We start from the raw sequence: 21,127 nt of genomic DNA, 5'->3' as shown, positions 1-21,127 counted from the left end.
CCGGGCCGAAACTCCAATGTCGACGGCACTTTTCCCGTGTCGATTTTGGCGGTGATTTCAAAAGGATACCGGTGATTGCGACGATATGGCCGATGTGCTTTTCGGAGCCGTCGACGCAAAGGCCCGCCATCTCGTGTTAGCGGCGGCCCGCGCGGCGGGCGCGATAGCTGCCGGGCGTCTCGCCCATTTCGCGCCGGAAGCGGCGATTGAAAGTTGACAGGTCGTTGAAGCCCGCCTCGAAGGCGATCGTCGAGATCGCCTTGTCCGAAGCGTGGAGCCGCACTGCTGCCCGGTGCAGCCTGGTCCTCAGCAGAAACCGGTAGGGGGTCATTCCGGCAATCTGCCGGAATGTGCGCAGGAAATGATACGGACTGGTCGCCGTCTCCCGCGCCAGCACGGCCAGCGAAAGCGGCTGATCGGCATCGATCTCGATACGCCGAACCGCCTCCGCGACCCGTTTCTGGTCGCGGCCGCTGGGTGTCCGCGCCATCTTGGTGCGCCCTGAGCTTGCGGCGACTGCTGCGCTGGCAATGCGCAAGCCGAGTTCCTCGAAAGCAGCGGTTTCGCCCACATCGCGCGCGGCCTCCGCTTCGGCCAGCAGCGGCATCAGCGCCGGCAGGGGCGGCAAGCGCGGCGTCTTGAAGGCCAGCATTCTGGCGCCCGGTACGTCCTCCACGATCCGTTCCATATAGGCCGGAGCAAAATGGAAGGAGAGGCAGCGGTCACCGGCGCCGTGCTCGTGGCCGCATTCGTAGCATGTGCCGGGATTACCGAGCAGCACCGCGCCTGGCGCGAGCATCGCGGTGCCCTGGCTGGCGCGATAGCGGAAGGTGCCGCTGGTCACCGCGGCGACGCAGAACGTCCGGTGCTCCTCCTCGAACGGCCGGTCGCCGGCGCCGGCCGTGCACACCACGTCCGACACCTGCCAGCCTGGCCCCGAGGCAATGATCCTGTCGCTCGTCGTCATAGCCTGAAAGATAGCAATTTTTCCCAAGCGCAGAACCCTGCCCCGGCCTATCGCTTGCGGCCTCCTGACAGCATGAAGGCACCAGCCATGACCAACCAGCCCACTTTTACCGAAGCCCTGCACAGCGACGGGCCAGCCCCCGGCTTTGCCGAGAATTTGGATCTCTACGGTCGCTTCGTCGGCGCCTGGACTTTCGATGCCAGCCGTCATCTCGAGGACGGCACCGTGCTGACCGGACGCGGCGAGGTGCATTTCGGCTGGGTGCTGGAAGGCCGCGCGATCCAGGACGTCTGGATCCTGCCCGCGCGCGATGCCGGCCCCTCGCCTTCTCTCGGCAAATGGACCTTTTATGGCACGACCTTGCGCGTCTACGATCCCGGCGCAAACGCCTGGCATATCTTTTGGAGCGATCCCCGAAACCAATACTACAGCCGCCAACTCGGCCGCGCCGAGGGCGAAACGATTGTCCAAGTGGGCGCCGACGGCACCGGTTCCTCCGTACGTTGGAGCTTTTCACGGATCACGGAAAATTCCTTCCGCTGGCTCGGCGAGCGCTCGCACGACAATGGCGCGACATGGCGGCTCGAAGTGGAGTTCCTGGCGCGGCGCTCTGGCCGTACCTGATCAAGCAAGCCCGCGACGCAAACTCAGGCATTCCCTGCGTTCTTTCGCGTCTCCCTCGGCCCAGCCGGCTTTCGCAGAGTTCGCGAGCCGCCTCTCCCCAGCCGGTTTCCTCCGTCCCTGCTTTGCTCTACCAATGTCGGGATGCGGGCTCGGCCCGGCGGGAGGGGTGAGAGATGCCGAGTTTCGACAGCCTGTTCAACGCCTTCGTCACCATTCTGGTGACCATCGACCCGCCCGGGCTGGCGCCGCTGTTTCTGGCGATAACGCGCGGCATGAACCGCGAGGAGCGCCAGCAGGTCTCGGTCCGCGCCTCGGTCATTGGCTTCCTTGTGATGGCGCTGTTCGCGGTTGCCGGCGCGTCGATCCTGTCGGTGTTCGGCATCACGCTGCCGGCATTCCGCGTCGCCGGCGGGTTCCTTCTGTTCTTCATCGCTTTCGAAATGGTGTTCGAGCGCCGGCAAGACCGCAAGGAGAAGATCGGCGACGTCGCCATCACCAAGGACATGATCCACAACATCGCCGCTTTCCCGCTGGCGATCCCGCTGATCGCCGGCCCTGGCGCGATTTCGGCGACTGTGCTGCTCTCCGGCTCGTTTCAGGGTTTTGGCGCCCAGGCGGCACTGGTCGGCATCATCTTCGTCTGCCTCGCCATCACCTATCTCGTGTTCGTGCTCTCGGAGCGCATCGACCGCATCCTCGGCCAGACCGGCCGTTCGATCCTGACCCGCCTGCTCGGCGTTATCCTGGCGGCACTTGCCGTCCAGTTCGTGGCTGACGGCATCAAGGCGCTGATGGCCTCATAGGCCGCTTATTTTGCCGTCGTGTCGATAATTTCGAAATCGTGGGTAATGGCGGCGGTTTTGGACATCATGGCCGAAGCCGAACAGTATTTTTCGATCGAGAGATCGATCGCCCGCTTCACCTTGTCGGGCGACAGCGCCCTGCCCTTGACGATGAAATGCATATGAATGCGGGTGAACACCTTGGGATCGGTCTCGGCTCGGTCGGAATCGAGCTCGACCACACAGTCCTCGATCGCCTCGCGCCCCTTTTCGAGGATATGGACGACATCATAGGCCGAGCAGCCGCCGGTGCCGATCAGCACCAGTTCCATCGGGCTCGGCCCCGGCGTTCTCCCTTCAGGGCCGAACGCGGTCCCCAGTACGACCTTATGGCCTGTGCCGGACTCGCCGACGAAGGTGCGTTCCTCGACCCATTTGATGCGTGCTTTCAACTGATATTCCTTCCACTCGGGATCACGGTCTGGCTTGCGCGACGCCGAAGACCACGTCGTGCAAGATTCTGCCGGGCACCAGCGTAAAGACACCGGCACCCACCAGTGCAAAGATATACAACGCAATCATCGCCTTGCGGTGCTTGGCGACGCGGTGATTGCGTGCATGCCAGACCGCCAGCGGCACCGTGACCAGCACCAGGATCGACAAGAGATGGATCGGGCTGAAAGGGCCAATGAGCCGTATCTGCTGGATCCAGAAACTCGAGATGGCGACGGCCAGCATCAGCGCCGCCCAGAGATAGCCCATCGCGCGGTGGCGCAGCGTGCCTTTCGGCAGCGCCAGCTGCACGCCGCCTATCGCCAGCGCGGCAAAGGCCGCGAGCGCATGCCATGGGATCGGAGGACGTGCCGATAGGAGCGGTCCGAGCGACATCGCGCCCTCTCCTCAAATGCCCGTCACGCCGTGTCGATGCTCAGAACGGAATTTCGTCGTCCAGCTCGCGCGACGAACCGCCGCCGCCCTTGGGAGCGCCGCCGCCACGATTGAAGCCTTCGTTCGGGCCGGACTGGCCGAAATCGGAACCACGGCTGCCGCCGCCGGAATAACCCCCGACCTGGCCGCCCTCACCCTGGCCGCGCGCGTCCAGCATCTGCAGCTCGCCGCGGAATCTCTGCAGCACGACTTCCGTCGTGTATTTGTCGGCACCGGTCTGGTCTTGCCATTTGCGTGTCTGCAACTGGCCCTCGACATAAACCTTCATGCCCTTCTTCAGATACTGCTCGGCAACCTTGGCGATGCCCTCATTGAAGATGACGACATTGTGCCACTCGGTCTTTTCCTTGCGCTCGCCGGAATTCTTGTCGCGCCAGCTTTCCGATGTTGCGATGCGGATGTTGACGACCGGCTCGCCCGAATTCAGGCGGCGGATCTCCGGATCCGCTCCGAGATTGCCGACCAGAATGACCTTGTTGACGCTACCCGCCATGATACTTCTCCGCGCTCGTCCGAAACAAATTTTTGTCGCAGCACCTTACAGGTTGCGCACACCCGTTGCCTGCTGTGGCTGCCTTTTCCCACAAGGTTTTTGTTCTCTTTTCGTTCCTATATGCATCGCCGCTCATTGTCAAGGAATGGCAGTAATGCCGGAGCCGCCAGCTTCCCTTCATATGGGCCGTAAAACATCGCTTGCCAAACCGATAAGTATCGACTTATGCTTTCGCCATGATCGAAGCGGAGATTTTCCGGGCGCTGGCCGACCCCACCCGACGCGCCGTCTATGAACGCCTCGCCACCAGCGAGATGACGGTGTCGCAGCTGCGCACCGGCATGACGGTGTCGCAGCCGGCTGTGTCGCAGCACCTGGCGGTGCTGCGCAGCGCAGGCCTGGTGGTCGAGCGGCGGGCGGGCCGCAACGCCTATTACCGCGCCGATCCGCAAGGGCTCGACCCGCTGCTTGGCTGGATCGAACGCTACCGGACGTTCTGGCCCGAGCGCATCGAAAAACTAAGGACGGTTCTCAAGGATATGGACCAATGACGCACGCACCAGTGACCGACGAAAGCCCTGCGCGGACCGCCCCCGACGCGATCGAGTTCGAGTGCGATCTCCCCGAGCCGCCGGAAAAGGTATGGCGGGCGCTGACCGTGCCCGAATTGCTTGCGGCCTGGATGATGCCCAACGACATCAATCCTGAGATCGGCAGCAATTTCGCCTTTGCCGGGCCGGATGCGCCGATCGAATGCGAGATCCTCGATGCCGAGCCCGGAAAAAGGCTTCGCTATTCCTGGCGGCAACAGCCGCGGCCCGACGAGGAACGGAACCCGCTCGACAGCATCGTCACCTTCACGCTCGCCCGCACCGTTTCGGGCGGCACGCATCTGCATATTATACATGAAGGCTTTGCCCGTGCGGCGACATCCGCCGCCAGGCCCATGGTGACCATGGCAGGCGCCGGCTGCCGGCTTTCATTCGCTGCGCGTGCCTCCGGCCGCCGCCCCGCAGCCAATTCATTTTGCCTTCTGCAGCGCGCCGCTTGAGTGGCCGACACATGAAAAACGGAGAGAGACGATGACCGGTTTTGCCAATCTGGTGCCGATGGTGATCGAGCAGTCGAGCCGCGGCGAGCGCGCCTTCGACATTTTCTCGCGGCTGCTGCGCGAGCGCATCGTCTTTATCAACGGCGAGATCAACGACGGCATGTCGGCGCTGGTCTGCGCCCAGCTTCTGTCGCTGGAATCGGATAATCCCGACAAGGAGATCTCGCTTTACATCAACTCGCCTGGCGGCGTGGTGACCAGCGGCTTCGCCATCTACGACACCATGCAATATGTCAGCTGTCCGGTGTCGACGGTGTGCATGGGCTTTGCCGCCTCGATGGCTTCGTTCCTGCTGATGGCTGGCACGCCGGGACGGCGCATCGCGCTGCCCAACGCCAGCCTCGTCCTGCACCAGCCGCTGGGCGGCTTCCAGGGTCAGGCATCGGACATCCAGCGTCACGCCGAAGGCATTCTGCGCACCAAGCGGCAGATGACCGAGCTCTATGCGCGCCATTGCGGCCGCACCTATGAAGAGGTCGAGCGCACGCTCGACCGGGACTATTTCATGACCGCCGAGGAAGCGAAGGCATGGGGTCTCGTCGATCATGTCTACGACACCCGCAAAAAGGCGGCGTGACCGGCACAAGCACGATGAATTGCGACGGCCCCGCCGTCCGGCGATTTGATGACCGCCGGTCTGGCCACCTCGGCGGGGCGGCGCTATAACCGGCCGATGATCGACAGCCGCTTATTCCAACCTTGGCGTCTTGCCGTCACTATTTTCGCCGGTGCGCTCATGCTGGCCGGCGGCGCCTTTGCCAACGACAGCCAGAAAGGCAGCCTGCCCGGTGTGGCCGGCGATTATCGCATCGCCAAGCCGGCCCCGCAGCCCGAACCCGATGACGCCTTCCCCGCCAACGGCAACGGCCGGTTCAAGATCGGCGATACCGATGTCAGGATTTCCGGCAGCATCACGGTCGATGTCGGCGCCGGCGGGATCAAACCGCCGCGGTAGCTGACATGTCGGGGCCGTCATTACCTCCGCGTTCCCCCAAAAGAGCAGCCCCGCCGTGCTTTTAGCAAACGGACGGGGCTTTTCTGGATCTATAATCCAATCTTTCGCCGGGAATGTTTTACCGGCTTTCGATTTCGGATGCTTCGCGGCGTTCAGCCGACGATCCGACCAGTAGTCTCTGATTTTGGTGCATCCGGCAGGGTCACGCCGGAAGGCGCTCGCGTCTCCCTGGCATTCATGCCTGCCGCGGCTCCAGTCACTGCTGGAGCCTCAAGGGACTGTCCGGTGGCGTCATGCTCCACTCCTGTGTCCATTGCGACAATCGTCGTCAGAAGCACTGATCGCAATAGTCCGCGGCGTCTCGCAGGCCGCCTTTGGGCGACGAGGCCATCGAAAGACAGCCGGCTTCATTGACGTGTGGAGTCTGCTCCCCTCAGCCGGGGACGTCAACCGCTCGATGTCCGATCGGAAAAAATGTGATCGAGCGACATATCCCCTGATGGGAACCACGCCGCCTGCTCCACCGCTTTTGTCAGGAGCGTGTTCGGTCTTTGTTCTTTCCGCTTGCCCGTCCGCCCGAAAGACGGTTAAACGACTTGGTCGAGAATTGTGGCGTCTCTCGACGCGGCGGCAAAAATACCTACATAGGGGACGGCCGGGGAAAACCCGCCGATCCCACAAATTCCAGATCTGAGGCGGCGACCGGCAATGGCCGACCATAAATATCTTTCCATTCGCGGGGCGCGCGAACACAATCTGAAGAATGTCGATCTCGACCTGCCGCGTGACAGCCTGATCGTCATGACGGGCCTGTCGGGCTCCGGCAAATCGTCGCTTGCCTTCGACACCATCTATGCCGAAGGCCAGCGCCGCTATGTCGAGAGCCTGTCCGCCTATGCGCGGCAATTCCTCGAAATGATGCAGAAGCCGGATGTCGACCAGATCGACGGCCTTTCGCCGGCCATCTCCATCGAGCAGAAGACCACTTCGAAGAACCCGCGCTCGACGGTCGGCACCGTCACCGAGATATACGACTACATGCGGCTTCTGTTCGCGCGTGTCGGCGTACCCTATTCGCCCGCCACCGGACTGCCGATCGAGAGCCAGACGGTGTCGCAGATGGTCGATCGCGTGCTGGCGGTCGAGGAAGGCACGCGCCTGTTCATCCTGGCGCCGATCGTGCGCGGCCGCAAAGGCGAGTACCGCAAGGAATTGCTCGAGCTGCAGAAAAAGGGATTTCAGCGCGTCAAGGTCGACGGCGTCTTCTATGAGATCGCTGATGTGCCGCCACTCGACAAGAAATACAAGCACGACATCGACGTGGTCGTGGACCGCATCGTCGTGCGTGGCGACCTCGCAACGCGCCTTGCCGATTCCATGGAGACCGCGCTGAAGCTCGCGGAGGGGCTGGCGGTGGCGGAGTTCGCCGATAAGCCGCTCGATGCCAGTCAGACGGGCGAGGATTCGGTCAACAAGTCGAAGAACGAGACGCATGAGCGCATCCTGTTCTCGGAAAAATTCGCCTGTCCGGTCTCCGGCTTCACCATTCCCGAGATCGAGCCCAGGCTGTTCTCGTTCAACAACCCGTTCGGCGCCTGCCCGACCTGCGACGGGCTGGGCAGCCAGCGCGCCATCGATCCCAATCTGGTCGTCCCCGACGAGAACGTCTCGCTGCGCGACGGCGCCGTCAGCCCATGGGCGAAATCGACTTCACCCTACTACGTGCAGACGCTGGAGGCTCTCGGCAAGGCTTACGGCTTCAAGCTCGGCGACAAGTTCAAGGATTTGACCGGGGAAGCCCAGGAAGCCATCCTGCGCGGCACAGGCGAGCGCGAGATCACCTTCCAGTATGATGACGGCCTGCGCTCCTACAAAACGACCAAGACCTTCGAGGGCGTCATCCCCAACCTCGAGCGGCGCTGGAAAGAGACCGAATCCGCCTGGATGCGCGAGGAAATCGAGCGCTTCATGTCGGCCACCCCCTGCCCGGCCTGTCGTGGCTACAGGCTGAAGCCGGAAGCGCTGGCGGTGAAGATCGCCGGCAAGCACATCGGCGAAGTGACCGAACAGTCGATCCGCAAGGCCGACCAGTGGTTCACCGACCTGCCGGCGCAGCTCAACGACAAGCAGAACGAGATCGCCGTGCGCGTGCTCAAGGAAATCCGCGAGCGGCTGCGCTTCCTCAACGACGTCGGCCTCGATTATCTCACTTTGTCGCGCAATTCCGGCACGCTGTCGGGCGGCGAGAGCCAGCGCATCCGGCTGGCATCGCAGATCGGCTCCGGCCTCACCGGCGTGCTCTACGTGCTGGACGAACCGTCGATCGGCCTGCACCAGCGCGATAATGCGCGCCTGCTCGACACGCTGAAGCACCTGCGCGACATCGGTAACACGGTCATCGTGGTCGAGCATGACGAGGACGCCATCCTGCATGCCGACTACGTCGTCGACATCGGCCCGGCCGCCGGCATCCATGGCGGCGAAATCATTGCCCAGGGCACGCCTCAGCAGGTGATGGCCAACCCGAATTCGATCACCGGCAAATACCTTTCGGGCGAGCTCGAAGTGGCGACACCTGCGGTTCGCCGCGAGGCGAAGAAGAACCGCCGCCTGAAAGTCGTCGGCGCACGCGGCAACAATCTGAAGAACGTCACCGCCGAAATTCCGCTCGGCACCTTCACCGCCGTCACAGGCGTATCGGGCGGCGGCAAATCGACCTTCCTGATCGAAACGCTGTTCAAGGCGGCCTCGCGCCGCATCATGGGCTCGCGCGAGCATCCGGCCGAGCACGACCGCATCGAGGGCCTGGAGTTCCTCGACAAGGTCATCGACATCGACCAGTCGCCGATCGGACGGACCCCGCGCTCCAACCCCGCCACCTATACCGGCGCCTTCACGCCGATCCGCGACTGGTTCGCGGGCCTGCCGGAAGCCAAGGCGCGCGGCTACCAACCGGGCCGCTTCTCCTTCAACGTCAAGGGCGGCCGCTGCGAGGCCTGCCAGGGCGACGGCGTCATCAAGATCGAGATGCACTTCCTGCCCGACGTCTACGTCACCTGCGACGTCTGCCACGGCAAGCGCTATAACAGAGAGACGCTCGACGTGCTGTTCAAGGGCAAGTCGATCGCCGACGTGCTCGACATGACAGTCGAGGAAGGCGTTGATTTCTTCGCCGCGGTGCCCGGTGTGCGCGACAAGCTCGACACGCTGAAGCAGGTCGGCCTCGGCTACATCCATATCGGCCAGCAGGCAACCACGTTGTCGGGCGGCGAGGCGCAGCGGATAAAACTCGCCAAGGAGCTGTCGCGCAAGGCGACCGGCAAGACGCTCTACATTCTCGACGAGCCGACAACCGGCCTGCACTTCCACGATGTCGCCAAGCTGCTGGAAGTGCTGCACGAACTGGTCGACCAGGGAAACACGGTGGTGGTCATCGAGCACAATCTCGAAGTGATCAAGACCGCCGACTGGGTGCTCGACCTCGGCCCCGAGGGTGGCGATGGCGGCGGCGAGCTGGTCGCCTCCGGCACGCCGGAAGCGATCGTGCGCGAAAAACGCAGCTACACCGGCCAATTCCTCAAGGAATTGCTGGAGCGACGCCCCGGAGGCAAGCGCGAAGCGGCGGAGTGATAGCGGGCTGGCGTTGGGAATCCTCGAAATGAAGATCAGGAAAGCCCTCGCCCCGGATGTCACCGCCGTCATGACTCTGACCACGGATGCCTACGCGTCCTACACCGCGCTGTTGGGCGGGCCGCCGATCCCGGTCACGGAAGACTATGCACCGCGCATCGCGCGCGGCGAGGTCTGGCTGCTGGAGAGCGGCGATGACCTGGCCGGGCTGATCGTCCAGGAGCGGCACGAAGACCACGCGATGATCTTCTCCGTCGCGGTGGCGCCAGGATTTCAGGGCAAGGGCTTCGGCATCGCATTGTTGAAACATGCGGATCAGCAGGCGCGTCTGTGGGGCGTGCCGGAGGTGCGTCTCTACACCAATGCGAAAATGGAGCGCAACATCGCGCTCTATTTGGCCTACGGCTATCGCGAAACGAGTCGTCGGCCCAATCCCTACCGGCCAGGATGGGTGCTCGTCGACATGGCCAAGCCGGTCGACGAGGTCACGGCGGCCTGATTTTTCTGAACGCGGCCAGATTTCTGAAACGGGAGGACGACAATGAGCAAATCGGGAACAATCCGCGCCGGCATGGGCGGCTGGACCTTCGAGCCGTGGGACACGTCCTTCTACCCGGAAAAACTCCCCAAGGCCAAGCAGTTGCAATACGCCAGCCGGCAGGTACCGAGCATCGAGGTCAACGGCACCTACTATTCCAGCTTCAAGGAACCGACCTTCGTCAAATGGGCCAATGAGGCCCCCGACGGTTTCGTCTACTCGCTGAAGGGCAACCGCTTCGTCACCAACCGCCGCGTGCTGGGCGAAGCCGGTGAATCGATGATGCGTTTCCTTGGCTCCGGCGTCGCCGCGCTCGGCGATAAGCTTGGGCCGATCCTTTGGCAGTTCGCGCCGACAAAGAAATTCGATCCCGACGATTTCGAGGCTTTTCTGAAGTTGTTGCCGGGAAGCCAAGACGGTGTCGCGTTGCGCCACGCGCTTGAAGTTCGCAACGACAGTTTCATCGTGCCGGAATTCCCGGCGCTCGCGCGCAAATACAAGGCGGCCATCGTCTATGCCGATCACGCAAAATATCCTGATATCGCCGATATCACCGGCGATTTCATCTATGCGCGGCTGCAGACCGGCTCGGATGACAATCCCGACTGCTACACGCCAAAAGGCCTCGATGAATGGGCGGCGCGGGCCAAGGTCTGGGCGGAAGGCAAGCAGCCGGCCGATTTGCGGCGCGCCGACCCTGCTACCGACGCGCCGGTGCAACCGCGCGACGTGTTCGTCTACTTCATCACCGAGGGCAAGGTGCGCGCGCCCTTCGGCGCCATGGCGCTGATGAAGCGAGTGACAGAAACCAGCTAAGCGGCAAGCCTCTGCGGCTATTTCCATTTGCATGAATTGCCGGCGTCAACAGCCTCTGTCGGAACCTCAAGGCGTCATCGTCGTTTTGCCTTGGTGGCGGGTTCCCGCGCGGGAAAACCAGCAGAAAAGCGAGGAAGGATGGCTGTCATCCTTATCGGTGCGTTTCTCATCGTCGCCGGCGTTGTGTATATGGCGGGCGCAGCTCTCAGGCGTGGACGGCTCAGCGATCCGGCACCTGCAGCTTCGGATCGACGGATGCCAAATCTCGCAAGGCAGGCCCCGACGCTTGAGCCACGCCGGCGCGGCCTCGGTTTCCTAGGCGTGTCACAGAATTGGCCGGGTCTGCTGATGATGGCGGTCGGTGCGGTTCTGCTCCTGTCGGCGGTAGTCCTCTAACGCCGTGCAAGCTTGGCTTTTTCGCCGCGATCGTAACCTTATCGACACTTCCTTGCGTCATGACTCCAGCAACGTCAGGCTGCAGGGTCGTCGCGGGCAAGGAACGAGGGGCATGTCGCTCGACTACAACTCACTTCTGCTGGCGGTCGGTTTCTCCGCTGCCTGCCTGAGCCTGACGCTGTTCGGCACATGGCTCACCGCCCGCACCGACAAGTTCCTGCTCACCTGGGCGCTCAGCGCCTTGCTGGTGGTGGGCGAGGTCTTCACCTATGACGCCTATATCGACGCGCCCAGGCGCGGCCTCGGCATCGCCACCTTCACCTTGCTGCTGGTCGGCTTCTCCATGATGCTGGGCGCCGCCTACCAATTCAGAAGCGGCGGCTCGCCGGTCTCCAGGATTTTAATCGGCAGCGGCATTTCGCTGGCGGTGGCGCTGCCGCCCATGGCTCTCGGCTATGACGGGCTCGGCTTCATGTTCGAGAACCTGTTCGCGGCCCTGCTCCTGTTCGCAACCGCCGCCGAATACTGGAAGGGCCGCGCCGAGGCCCCAGCGCTTACCATCGGCGCCGCCGCACTCTATTCGGCGACCGCCATGTCCTTCCTGCTCTGCGCGACGGTTTTGGCATGGGACGGCAAGCTGATCCTGAGCCATGCGCCAAGGAACTGGGCCGAGGATCTCAGCCTCATCGTCGTCATCGCCAGCATGACCGGCATCGGCGCCTTGTCGCTGGCCCTCAACCAGGGGCGTCTGGCGGGGCATCACCGCCGCAACGCGCTGACGGATCAGCTGACCGGCCTGCTCAACCGCCGCGCGCTGTTCGACCTCTTTGGCGATTCTCCCGTCGGCGCCTTTACCGCCGTGGTCGTGTTCGACCTCGATAGCTTCAAGGCCATCAACGACCAGTTCGGCCACGCGACGGGCGATGAGGTGCTGAAAGTGTTCGCCAAGGAGCTTGCCGGCAACCTTCGCCCGACCGATGTCGCCGCGCGCATGGGGGGCGAGGAGTTCGCGGTGGTGCTGAAGCGGACTTTGCCCGAAACAGTGGAAAACACGGCCGAGGCGATACGAACCTCGTTCGCCGCGCGCCGCATCGACACCGAGAACGGTCCCCTGACGTGCACCGTCAGCGCCGGCTTTGCTTTCGGCACCAAAGAGGGCCTGAGCTTCGACAAGGTGCTCAGCGCCGCCGACAAGGCGCTCTATGCCGCCAAGCGCGGCGGCCGCAACCGCGTCACCGCCTCTCCATTCCGGCGCGCTAGCTGACCAAGCGCATCAATGCCGTGCCCATCATTGTTGAATGGCCGAATGCGGCTTTTACGCCGCCATGACAATTTCATTGAAGGCATCGAGGTCGACATAGAAGACCTTGGTGATCTCCTCGATCAGCTCGTCGTGGTCATAGCCCTGGGACTTCAGAATGTTGATGGCTGTGATGATGTCGACGCGCTCTGTGAGCCGCCGCTTCTGGTAGTCCTCGACGTAACGTTCCATGGCTGCCCCTTGGCCTGTATGCCCAAACGCGTTGAACGACAGAGATCGCAGGGAGGATGCTAGGAACGCATGCTTGCGCGGAACTTGCCCGTCGCCCACCTCGATCTGCGACAAACCAGACTGATACGGAAGCGGCCGACTCACAAAGCCATCAGAAGACTAGCATGTAGTATTGAGCGTGCCAGCGGGTGTTGAAGAAAGATTGAGCAAACTTTCATCAGGAGATGGATTTACACCGTCAGGAACTTCCTGACATCCGCCCGGTCGAGATCTTCCGCAGGACCAGTATGGACGATCTGGCCGCGGTCCATGATGTTGACCTCGTCGGCGAGTTCGCGGCAGAAGTCGAGATATTGCTCCACGAGAAGAACCGCAATGCCGACCTGGTCGCGCAAATAGCGGATGGCGCGGCCGATGTCCTTGATAACGGACGGCTGGATACCTTCCGTCGGCTCATCGAGCACCAGAAGCTTGGGCCGCATCACCAGCGCCCTGCCGATGGCGAGCTGCTGCTGCTGGCCGCCGGAGAGATCGCCGCCGCGGCGGCCAAGCATCTGCTTGAGCACCGGAAACAATTCGAAGACATGCGCCGGCACGTTGCGGTCGGCCCGTTTCAGGGGCGAGAATCCCGATTCAAGGTTTTCCCGCACGCTGAGCAGCGGAAAGATCTCCCTGCCCTGCGGCACGAATGCGATGCCCGACCGGGCGCGGTCATACGCCGCGCTCCGGTCGAGCGCCTTCCCCTCGAAGGCAACGCTTCCGCTCGTCAGCCTGTGGTGGCCGACGATCGATCTCATCAAACTGGTCTTGCCGACGCCATTGCGGCCGAGCACGCAAGTGATCTTGCCGGCGCCCGCCCTCAGCGACACGCCGCGCAGCGCCTGGGCGGCGCCGTAGTGGAGCGTGGCATCGGAAATTTCGAGCATGTCAGCGCCTTCTCCAGAACCGAAGGAAGGCAAGATCGAAGCGATGGAATTGCACCCGCCAAACCATGCTCATCTCCCCAGATAGACTTCGACGACGCGTTCATCGGCAGATACGAAATCGAGCGTGCCTTCTGAAAGCACCGAGCCCTCATGCAGGCAGGTGACCTTGACGCCGAGCTCGCGCACGAAATGCATGTCATGCTCGACGACGATCACTGAATGGTCGCGGGCGATCTCCTTGAGCAGGCGCGCGGTTTCCTCGGTTTCGGCGTCGGTCATGCCGGCGACCGGCTCGTCGACCAGCAGCAGCTTCGGGTCCTGCGCCAGGAGCATGCCGATCTCCAGCCACTGCTTCTGCCCATGGCTGAGATTGGCGGCGAGCTCGTCGCGTTTGTCGCCGAGCCGGATGGTCCCGAGGATGTCATCGATCCGCCGCGTCTCGGCGGGCGAGCGTCGATGGAACAGCGCCGGGAAGATCGAGCGCGGCCCCTTCAGCGCCAGCATCAAATTTTCCTCGATCGTATGGCTTTCGAAAACCGTCGGCTTCTGGAATTTGCGGCCGATGCCCATCATGGCGATCTCGGCCTCGTCATGCCTGGTGAGATCGACCTGGCCGTCGAAGAACACCTCGCCCTCGTCGGGCCGTGTCTTGCCGGTCACGATGTCCATCATCGTGGTCTTGCCGGCGCCGTTGGGGCCGATGATGGCGCGCATCTCGCCCTTGTCGAGCACCAGCGACAGATTGTTGATGGCGCGAAAGCCGTCGAAGGAAACCGAGACGCCGTCGAGATAGAGAATGGTGTTCGACTTCGACATCGCTCGTTACTCCGCCGGCTGTGGTTCGAGGCTGGACGAGGACCATTCGCCGGGTGTTCTGGCCGCCGCCTGCACGACTTTGGACGGCGCGATTTCACCATCGGCGCCGGCCTCCTCGGCCAACGATGCCGCGCGCAGTGCCTTGGCGTTGCCGCGCCAGCTATCCCACATGCCGATGATGCCTTTCGGCAAGAGCAGCGTCACGGCGACGAACACGCCGCCGAGTGCGAACAGCCACAGTTCAGGCAGCACGCCGGTGAACCAGGATTTTCCGGCGTTGACCAGCAGCGCACCGATGATCGGCCCGATGATGGTGCCGCGCCCGCCGACCGCGGCCCAGATCACCACCTCGATCGAATTGGAGGGTTCGAATTCGCCCGGATTGATGATGCCGACCTGCGGCACGTAAAGCGCGCCCGCGACGCCGGCCATGACAGCTGAAACCGTGAAGGCGAACAACTTCACATTCTCAGCCCGCCAGCCGAGGAAGCGGGTGCGGCTTTCGGCATCGCGCACCGCCATCAGCAGCTTGCCGTATTTGGAGCCGACGATCGCCCAGGTGACGAAGACGCCGAGCGCAAGCATCACCGCGCTGGCCGCGAACAGCGCCGAGCGGGTCACGTCGGCCTGGACGTTGAAGCCCAGAATGTCCTTGAAATCGGTCAGGCCGTTGTTGCCGCCGAAGCCCATGTCGTTGCGGAAGAAGGCGAGCAGCAGCGCATAGGTCATCGCCTGTGTGATGATCGAGAGATAGACGCCTGTGACGCGGCTGCGGAAGGCGAACCAGCCGAAGACGAAGGCGAGCAGGCCGGGCACCGCGAGCACCATGAGGCCGGCGAACCAGAAATGGTCGAAGCCGGTCCAGAACCAGGGCAGCTCCTTGTAGTTCAGGAATACCATGAAATCAGGCAGGATCGGGTTGCCATAGACGCCGCGCGAGCCGATCTGGCGCATCAGATACATGCCCATCGCGTAGCCGCCGAGCGCGAAGAAGGCGCCGTGGCCGAGCGAAAGGATGCCGCAATAGCCCCAGACAAGATCGAGCGCCAAGGCAAGCAGCGCGTAGCAGAGATATTTGCCGGTCAGCGCCACGATATAGGGCGGGACGTAGAAGGCGCTCGTCGGTGACACAGCAAGATTGAGCAGAGGGCCGACGATCGCGGCCGCGAGCAGGATGAAAATGGTGATGGCGATGCGGCGGTCCGCGCCCGCGGCGAAGAAGCGTCCCGACATCATGCTTCCACCGCCCTGCCCTTGAGCGCGAACAGGCCGCGCGGGCGCTTCTGGATGAACAGGATGATCAGCACCAGCACGACGATCTTGCCGAGCACGGCGCCGGCATAGGGTTCCAGGAACTTGTTGACGATGCCCAGCGAAAAGGCGCCGACCAGCGTGCCCCACAGATTGCCGACGCCGCCGAAGACGACGACCATGAAACTGTCGATGATGTAGCCACGGCCGAGATTGGGCGAGACATTGTCGATCTGGCTGAGCGCCACGCCGGCAATGCCGGCAATGCCGGAGCCGAGCGCGAAGGTCAGCGCGTCGACCCATGGCGTCCTGATGCCCATGGAGGCGGCCATGCGGCGGTTGGCGGTGACGGCGCGCATCTGTAGGCCCCAGGGGGTGCGCTTCATCACATAGAGCAGCACGGCAAAGACGCTAAGCGCGAAGACCAGGATCCAGAGCCGGTTCCAGGTGATGGCAAGCTGGCCGACATCGAACGAACCCGACATCCAGGAGGGATTGCCGACCTCCTGGTTGGTTGGCCCGAAGATCGAGCGCACTGCCTGCTGCAGGATCAGCGAAACGCCCCATGTCGCCAGCAGCGTCTCCAGCGGCCGGCCGTAGAGGAAGCGGATAATGCCGCGCTCGATGGCGAGGCCGACAAGCCCCGCGACCAGGAAGGCAAGTGGCAGCGCGATGACCAGCGACCAGTCGAACAGGCCGGGAAACGACGTGCGGATCACCTGCTGGACGACGAAGGTCGTGTAGGCGCCGAGCATCACCATCTCGCCATGCGCCATGTTGATGACGCCCATGACGCCGAAGGTGATGGCAAGCCCGATCGCTGCCAGCAGCAGCACCGAGCCCAGCGAAATGCCATACCAGATGTTCTGTCCGGCGTCCCACAGGGCCAGCGTCGAATTGATGTTGGCGATAGCCGCCGTCGCGGCTTCCTGCACTGCGCCCAAGGCATTGGCCCCTGCCGAGGTGAGCAGCGATACCGCATCGCGGTCGCCGCGCGCGCCGATCAGGGCGATTGCCGCGAGCTTGTCGGCATCAGGCCGATCCGAGCTCAGAATCGACGCGGCACGAGCCTGTTCCAGCAAGGTCTTGACACTGGCGACCGTCTCATTGGCGATCGCAGCGTCGAGCGGCTCGATGTTTGCGGAATCGGGCGTCTTGAACATGGTGTCGGCGGCGGCGAGCCGCACGGCCGGATCCTTGGCGCCAAGCGTCAGCGTGCCCAGCGCATCGCGGATGGTGCGGCGCAGCGTGTTGTTGACCTTGATCTTGGTGATGTCGTCCCTGGCCGCTTCACCGGATGGCTCACCGCTCAGCGGGTCGAAAAGCTGGACCCGTTCGCCGCCTTCCTTGCCGACGAAGACCAGGGAATCGATCTTGCGGATGTAAAGATTGCCATCGGCGAGTGCCGCAAGAGGCCGCTCCACTGCCGGATCGCCGGTCGCCGCCAGGTCGTGAACGACAGCTCCCGTCTCCGAAAAACCCTTGGCGGCGGCGAACTTGGCGATGATGCCACGCAGATCGGCTTCGCCGGCGCCCGATGACGACAGCGTCGCCAGCAAGAACAGCAGTGTCAGGCCAAGTGCGCGGAAAAGGTTCATCGGCGTCAGGCGACTCTTCAGGGTTGAGTTGGAGGTCCGGACGGCGAAGGAACCGTCCGGACGCTCGCGGTCATGGGCATGGACCTGAAGGTCCAGCCCGGGAGGATCAGTTTGTGCCCTTGCCGCCGCATTTGCCGGTGGCGACATTGAAGTTGCCGCAGGACAGAGGCGCCCGCCAATCGGAGATCAAGTCCTTGGAGTCGGGCAGGTAATCCGACCACTCGTCGCCCATCACCAGCCCCGGCGTGCGCGAGACCGTCTCGAACTGGCCGTCGGCCTGGATTTCACCGATCAGCACCGGCTTGGTGATGTGATGGTTCGGCATCATCGTCGAATAGCCGCCGGTCAGGTTCGGCACCGAGACGCCGACCATGGCGTCAATCACCTTGTCCGGATCGGTGGTGCCGGCCTTCTCGACCGCCTTCACCCACATGTTGAAGCCGATATAGTGGGCCTCCATCGGGTCGTTGGTGGTGCGCTTGTCGTTCTTGATGAACTTGTGCCAGTCGGCGATGAACTTCTTGTTCTCGGGCGTGTCGACGCTCTCGAAGTAGTTCCAGGCGGCGAGATGGCCGACCAGCGGCGCCGTGTCGAGACCGGCAAGCTCCTCCTCGCCGACCGAGAAGGCCATGACCGGGATGTCCTCGGCCTTGATGCCCTGGTTGCCCAGTTCCTTGTAGAACGGCACGTTGGCGTCGCCGTTGACGGTGGAGACGACGGCGGTCTTCTTGCCGGCCGAACCGAACTTCTTGATTGCCGAGACTTCGGTCTGCCAGTCCGAGAAACCGAACGGCGTGTAGTTGACCATGATGTCTTCCGCCGCGACGCCCTTGGCCTTCAGATAGGCCTCGAGGATCTTGTTGGTGGTGCGGGGATAGACATAGTCGGTGCCTTCCAGCACCCATCGCTTCACCGAGCCGCCATCCTCGCTCATCAGATAGTCGACGGCCGGAATGGCCTGCTGGTTCGGCGCCGCGCCCGTATAGAACACGTTGCGCTCGCTCTCCTCGCCCTCATACTGGACGGGATAGAACAGGATGTTGTCGAGTTCCGAGAACACCGGCAGCACCGATTTGCGCGACACCGAGGTCCAGCAGCCGAACACCGCCGCGACCTTGTCCTTGGAGATCAGCTCGCGCGCCTTCTCGGCGAAGAGCGGCCAGTTGGACGCCGGATCGACGACGACCGCTTCGAGCTTCCTGCCGAGCAGGCCGCCCTTGGCATTCTGCTCGTCGATGAGCATCAGCATGGCATCCTTCAGCGTCGTCTCCGAAATCGCCATCGTGCCGGACAGCGAATGGAGGATGCCGACCTTGATCGTGTCGTCGGCCGCCTTCGCGGGCGCCGACATCGACAGGCCGGCAGCGACCACGCCCGCCGAAAACATTTTTGTTATTGTCGAGAAATTACCCCTCATGCCTGACACTCCCAAGCTGATTGATTGCAACGCAACACTACGAAGCAACCCCCATGCCAACCGCCGAGGCGGTCTCGCGGGAGGAGTTAATGCTCAATGTTATCAGCGGCTTGATGTATCGTACTTAGAGAAATCGTGAGCGCCCGGTTAAAAATTGGTTGAGAGAAATTTGCGCAGCGCACACGGTTTTTGCCTAATTTTCGTCCAATTTCTCCAAATGCCTGGATTTTGATCTCCGGACGCGGGCCGCACGCGACAAATATTGCGGTACGGCACACAAATGGGGCAAGTTCGCCCCTCAACCGAGCGACGTCATGGCATCCGGAATTTCACGCATCTCTACCGGCCTATTGTTTCTGGCGGCGGCGACCGGGGCGGCGCGAGCCGACTTCAGCGACGGCAAGATGCCCGACGGCATTTATCATTGCGAGGTCTACCTGCTCGGCATGTTCCTCAACCTCGGCGACATCACCATCAAGGGAAACGTCTATACCGGCCCAGTCACCTTCGGGACCGCCCAGCAGGGCTACAATTACCAGATGGACGCAAATGGGGTAATCTCCTGGCTGGGACCACTCGGCGGCTACACCGCCGGCGGCAACTCGTTGTCCCTCACTCAGGCGACTCTGGATGGCCAGGGCCCGCCCTCATTCGACATCATCATGAGACAGCCCGACGGCGCCTTCACCGCCTCGACCTGCACCAAGGGCTGAAAGTCGAGAAAAATGGCGCGGAACCCCGGTCGGGGCTCCGCGCCAGCAGGCAGTCGGGAGGTGGAACTAGATGCTTCTCGCTGACATTTGGCTGGCGATGTAATCGGCCTGCCGGATCGCCAGCGAGACGATCGTCAGCGTCGGGTTCTCGGCCGCGCCTGTCGTGAACTGGCTGCCGTCGGAAACGAACAGGTTCTTGATGTCGTGCGTCTGGCCGTGCTTGTTGACGACGCCGTCGGCCGCCTTCTCGCTCATCCGGTTTGTGCCGAGATTATGGGTGGAAGGATAGGGCGGCGTCGGGAAAGTCCGCGTCGCTCCAACCGCGTCGTAGAGCGCCATGGCCTGTTTATAGGCATGATCGCGCATCGCCGTATCGTTGGGATGATCGTCGAAATGCACATCGGCGATCGGCATGCCGTGCTCGTCCTTTTCGTCGGCATGCAGCGTGATGCGGTTTTCTTCGCGCGGCATGTCCTCGCCGACGATCCACAGCCCTGCCATGTGGTCGTAGTGGTCGAGCGCGGTGGTGAAGGAGCGGCCCCAAGCGCCGGGATCGAGGAAGGCCGCCATAAACGGCAGGCCGAGCGAAAGCGTCTCGAATTCGTAGCCGCCGACGAAACCGCGCGATGGATCATGCCGCGCCTCGTCGCGGATGATGCCGGCCATGGTGGTGCCGCGATACATGTGCACCGGTTTGTCGAAGATGGCATAGACCGAGCCGGTGGTGTGGCGCATGTAGTTCTTGCCCACCTGCCCCGATGAATTGGCGAGCCCGTCAGGGAACTTGCTCGAAGCCGAATTGAGCAGCAGGCGCGGGCTTTCAATCGAGTTGCCGGCGACGGCGACGACGCGGGCCTTCTGCTCCTGCAGCTTGCCGTCCTTGTCGGCATAGACGACGCCGGTCACCTTTCCCGAGGCGTCATGGTTGATCTTGACGGCCATGGCGTTCGGCCTCACCTCGAGATGGCCTGTCGCTTCGCCTTTCGGGATCTCGGTGTAGAGCGTCGACCATTTGGCGCCCCATTTGCAGCCCTGGAAGCAGAAGCCGGTCTGCTGGCAGGACGTCCGGTCGTCACGCTCGACCGAATTGATCGCCATGTTGCCGGTGTGGCATTCCTTGTAGCCGAGCTTGTCGGCGCCAGCCTTCAACAGCTTGAAATTATTGTTGCCCGGCAGCCTCGGCCAGTCATTGGTGCCGGTGACGCCCATCTTGGCTTCGGCCTTGGCGTAGTAGGGCTCCATCTCGGCCAGTGTCACCGGCCAATCGAGCAGGTTCGCGCCCTCCACCTTGCCGTAGGTCGAGGCGGTCTTGAACTCATGCTCCTGGAAGCGCAGCGAAGCGCCGGCCCAGTGCGTGGTCGAGCCGCCGACCGATTTCACGATCCAGGCCGGCAGGTTCGGAAAATCCTTGGCTACGCGCCAGTCGCCCGAAGTCGTGCGCTTGTCTTTCCAGGCGAGTTGGGCAAAGGAGTCCCACTCGTCATTGATGAAGTCGTCGAATTCGTGGCGTGCGCCGGCCTCCAGGATGACGACGTCGATGCCCTTCTGGGCGAGTTCATTGCCGAGCGTGCCGCCGCCGGCCCCCGAGCCGATGATGACGACCAAATTGTCGTTTTTCAGATCAAATGCTGCTGCCATGGTTTCCTCCCATGAT

Annotated in this window: 22 protein-coding genes; 11 read left to right on the top strand and 11 right to left on the bottom strand. The window is 62.8% G+C overall.

All coding sequences use genetic code 11. The features are described from left to right. Positions 1–136 precede the first annotated feature (136 nt). Positions 137–967, bottom strand: a complete 831-nt coding sequence (locus LB545_RS23400; protein ID WP_140525406.1) for a helix-turn-helix transcriptional regulator — start codon at positions 965–967, stop codon at positions 137–139. A gap of 87 nt (positions 968–1,054) precedes the next feature. On the opposite strand from LB545_RS23400, the gene LB545_RS23395 reads away from it, so the two are divergent. Beyond that, positions 1,055–1,591, top strand: coding sequence for a hypothetical protein (locus LB545_RS23395; RefSeq protein WP_140525354.1), 537 nt, complete (start codon positions 1,055–1,057; stop codon positions 1,589–1,591). 173 nt (positions 1,592–1,764) lie between these two features. Then, on the top strand, positions 1,765–2,394 hold the full coding sequence (locus LB545_RS23390; protein WP_140498833.1) for a MarC family protein: 630 nt from the start codon (positions 1,765–1,767) through the stop codon (positions 2,392–2,394). A 5-nt stretch (positions 2,395–2,399) separates the two neighbouring features. Here the strand turns inward: LB545_RS23390 and LB545_RS23385 are convergent, their stop codons facing one another. Genes LB545_RS23385 through LB545_RS23375 form a run of 3 tightly spaced genes read right to left on the bottom strand, consistent with a single transcriptional unit; the run spans position 2,400 to position 3,814 of the window. Next, positions 2,400–2,825, bottom strand: a complete 426-nt coding sequence (locus LB545_RS23385) for an OsmC family protein (RefSeq protein WP_140498836.1) — start codon at positions 2,823–2,825, stop codon at positions 2,400–2,402. A 22-nt stretch (positions 2,826–2,847) separates the two neighbouring features. Then, a complete protein-coding gene (locus tag LB545_RS23380) occupies positions 2,848–3,261 on the bottom strand; it encodes a DUF2306 domain-containing protein (RefSeq protein ID WP_140525355.1) in 414 nt (137 codons plus the stop codon). Between the two features lie 40 nt (positions 3,262–3,301). Further along, positions 3,302–3,814 carry a single-stranded DNA-binding protein gene (locus LB545_RS23375; RefSeq protein ID WP_140498840.1) on the bottom strand — a complete coding sequence of 171 codons (513 nt, stop codon included), beginning with the start codon at positions 3,812–3,814 and terminating at the stop codon, positions 3,302–3,304. 236 nt (positions 3,815–4,050) lie between these two features. On the opposite strand from LB545_RS23375, the gene LB545_RS23370 reads away from it, so the two are divergent. The 8 genes from LB545_RS23370 (at position 4,051) to LB545_RS23330 (ending at position 12,524) form a co-directional block, all read left to right on the top strand. Then, on the top strand, positions 4,051–4,365 hold the full coding sequence (locus tag LB545_RS23370; RefSeq protein WP_140656346.1) for an ArsR/SmtB family transcription factor: 315 nt from the start codon (positions 4,051–4,053) through the stop codon (positions 4,363–4,365). Continuing rightward, on the top strand, positions 4,362–4,865 hold the full coding sequence (locus LB545_RS23365) for an SRPBCC family protein (RefSeq protein WP_140761798.1): 504 nt from the start codon (positions 4,362–4,364) through the stop codon (positions 4,863–4,865). Before LB545_RS23370 ends, LB545_RS23365 begins: the two co-directional genes overlap by 4 nt. A 31-nt stretch (positions 4,866–4,896) precedes the next feature. Beyond that, entirely contained in the window at positions 4,897–5,502 is a 606-nt protein-coding gene (locus tag LB545_RS23360; RefSeq protein WP_140498846.1) for an ATP-dependent Clp protease proteolytic subunit, read from the top strand. 96 nt (positions 5,503–5,598) lie between these two features. Then, entirely contained in the window at positions 5,599–5,880 is a 282-nt protein-coding gene (locus tag LB545_RS23355) for a hypothetical protein (protein ID WP_140560963.1), read from the top strand. A 708-nt stretch (positions 5,881–6,588) separates the two neighbouring features. Continuing rightward, positions 6,589–9,510 carry an excinuclease ABC subunit UvrA gene (uvrA, locus tag LB545_RS23350; RefSeq protein WP_140515305.1) on the top strand — a complete coding sequence of 974 codons (2,922 nt, stop codon included), beginning with the start codon at positions 6,589–6,591 and terminating at the stop codon, positions 9,508–9,510. A 28-nt stretch (positions 9,511–9,538) separates the two neighbouring features. Further along, positions 9,539–10,009 carry a GNAT family N-acetyltransferase gene (locus LB545_RS23345; protein WP_140515304.1) on the top strand — a complete coding sequence of 157 codons (471 nt, stop codon included), beginning with the start codon at positions 9,539–9,541 and terminating at the stop codon, positions 10,007–10,009. 42 nt (positions 10,010–10,051) lie between these two features. Continuing rightward, a complete protein-coding gene (locus tag LB545_RS23340) occupies positions 10,052–10,864 on the top strand; it encodes a DUF72 domain-containing protein (RefSeq protein WP_224705912.1) in 813 nt (270 codons plus the stop codon). A gap of 508 nt (positions 10,865–11,372) precedes the next feature. Continuing rightward, the gene (locus LB545_RS23330; RefSeq protein ID WP_140557766.1) at positions 11,373–12,524 is read left to right on the top strand and encodes a GGDEF domain-containing protein; all 1,152 of its coding nucleotides are present in this window, start codon (positions 11,373–11,375) and stop codon (positions 12,522–12,524) included. Positions 12,525–12,575: 51 nt separating this feature from the next. Here the strand turns inward: LB545_RS23330 and LB545_RS23325 are convergent, their stop codons facing one another. From LB545_RS23325 to urtA, 6 genes are all read right to left on the bottom strand, one after another. After that, the gene (locus LB545_RS23325) at positions 12,576–12,752 is read right to left on the bottom strand and encodes a hypothetical protein (protein ID WP_140498860.1); all 177 of its coding nucleotides are present in this window, start codon (positions 12,750–12,752) and stop codon (positions 12,576–12,578) included. Between the two features lie 230 nt (positions 12,753–12,982). After that, on the bottom strand, positions 12,983–13,678 hold the full coding sequence (gene urtE, locus LB545_RS23320; protein ID WP_224705911.1) for an urea ABC transporter ATP-binding subunit UrtE: 696 nt from the start codon (positions 13,676–13,678) through the stop codon (positions 12,983–12,985). Positions 13,679–13,747: 69 nt separating this feature from the next. Then, a complete protein-coding gene (gene urtD / locus LB545_RS23315) occupies positions 13,748–14,494 on the bottom strand; it encodes an urea ABC transporter ATP-binding protein UrtD (RefSeq protein WP_140498864.1) in 747 nt (248 codons plus the stop codon). Positions 14,495–14,500: 6 nt separating this feature from the next. Further along, on the bottom strand, positions 14,501–15,730 hold the full coding sequence (gene urtC / locus LB545_RS23310) for an urea ABC transporter permease subunit UrtC (protein ID WP_224705910.1): 1,230 nt from the start codon (positions 15,728–15,730) through the stop codon (positions 14,501–14,503). Continuing rightward, complete coding sequence (gene urtB, locus LB545_RS23305; protein ID WP_224705909.1) at positions 15,727–17,343, bottom strand: urea ABC transporter permease subunit UrtB; 1,617 nt, start codon at positions 17,341–17,343, stop codon at positions 15,727–15,729. Before urtB ends, urtC begins: the two co-directional genes overlap by 4 nt. A 106-nt stretch (positions 17,344–17,449) precedes the next feature. Continuing rightward, the gene (gene urtA / locus LB545_RS23300) at positions 17,450–18,760 is read right to left on the bottom strand and encodes an urea ABC transporter substrate-binding protein (protein WP_140729213.1); all 1,311 of its coding nucleotides are present in this window, start codon (positions 18,758–18,760) and stop codon (positions 17,450–17,452) included. A gap of 314 nt (positions 18,761–19,074) precedes the next feature. On the opposite strand from urtA, the gene LB545_RS23295 reads away from it, so the two are divergent. Continuing rightward, positions 19,075–19,473, top strand: coding sequence for a hypothetical protein (locus tag LB545_RS23295; RefSeq protein ID WP_140498872.1), 399 nt, complete (start codon positions 19,075–19,077; stop codon positions 19,471–19,473). 66 nt (positions 19,474–19,539) lie between these two features. On the opposite strand, the gene LB545_RS23290 is transcribed toward LB545_RS23295, so the two are convergent. Next, the gene (locus tag LB545_RS23290; RefSeq protein ID WP_224705908.1) at positions 19,540–21,111 is read right to left on the bottom strand and encodes a GMC family oxidoreductase; all 1,572 of its coding nucleotides are present in this window, start codon (positions 21,109–21,111) and stop codon (positions 19,540–19,542) included. Between the last annotated feature and the right edge of the window lie 16 nt (positions 21,112–21,127).

The organism is Mesorhizobium sp. BR1-1-6 (assembly GCF_020165355.1).
Taxonomy (GTDB): Bacteria; Pseudomonadota; Alphaproteobacteria; order Rhizobiales; family Rhizobiaceae; genus Mesorhizobium.
This window is presented reverse-complemented; position numbering and strand designations above follow the sequence as displayed.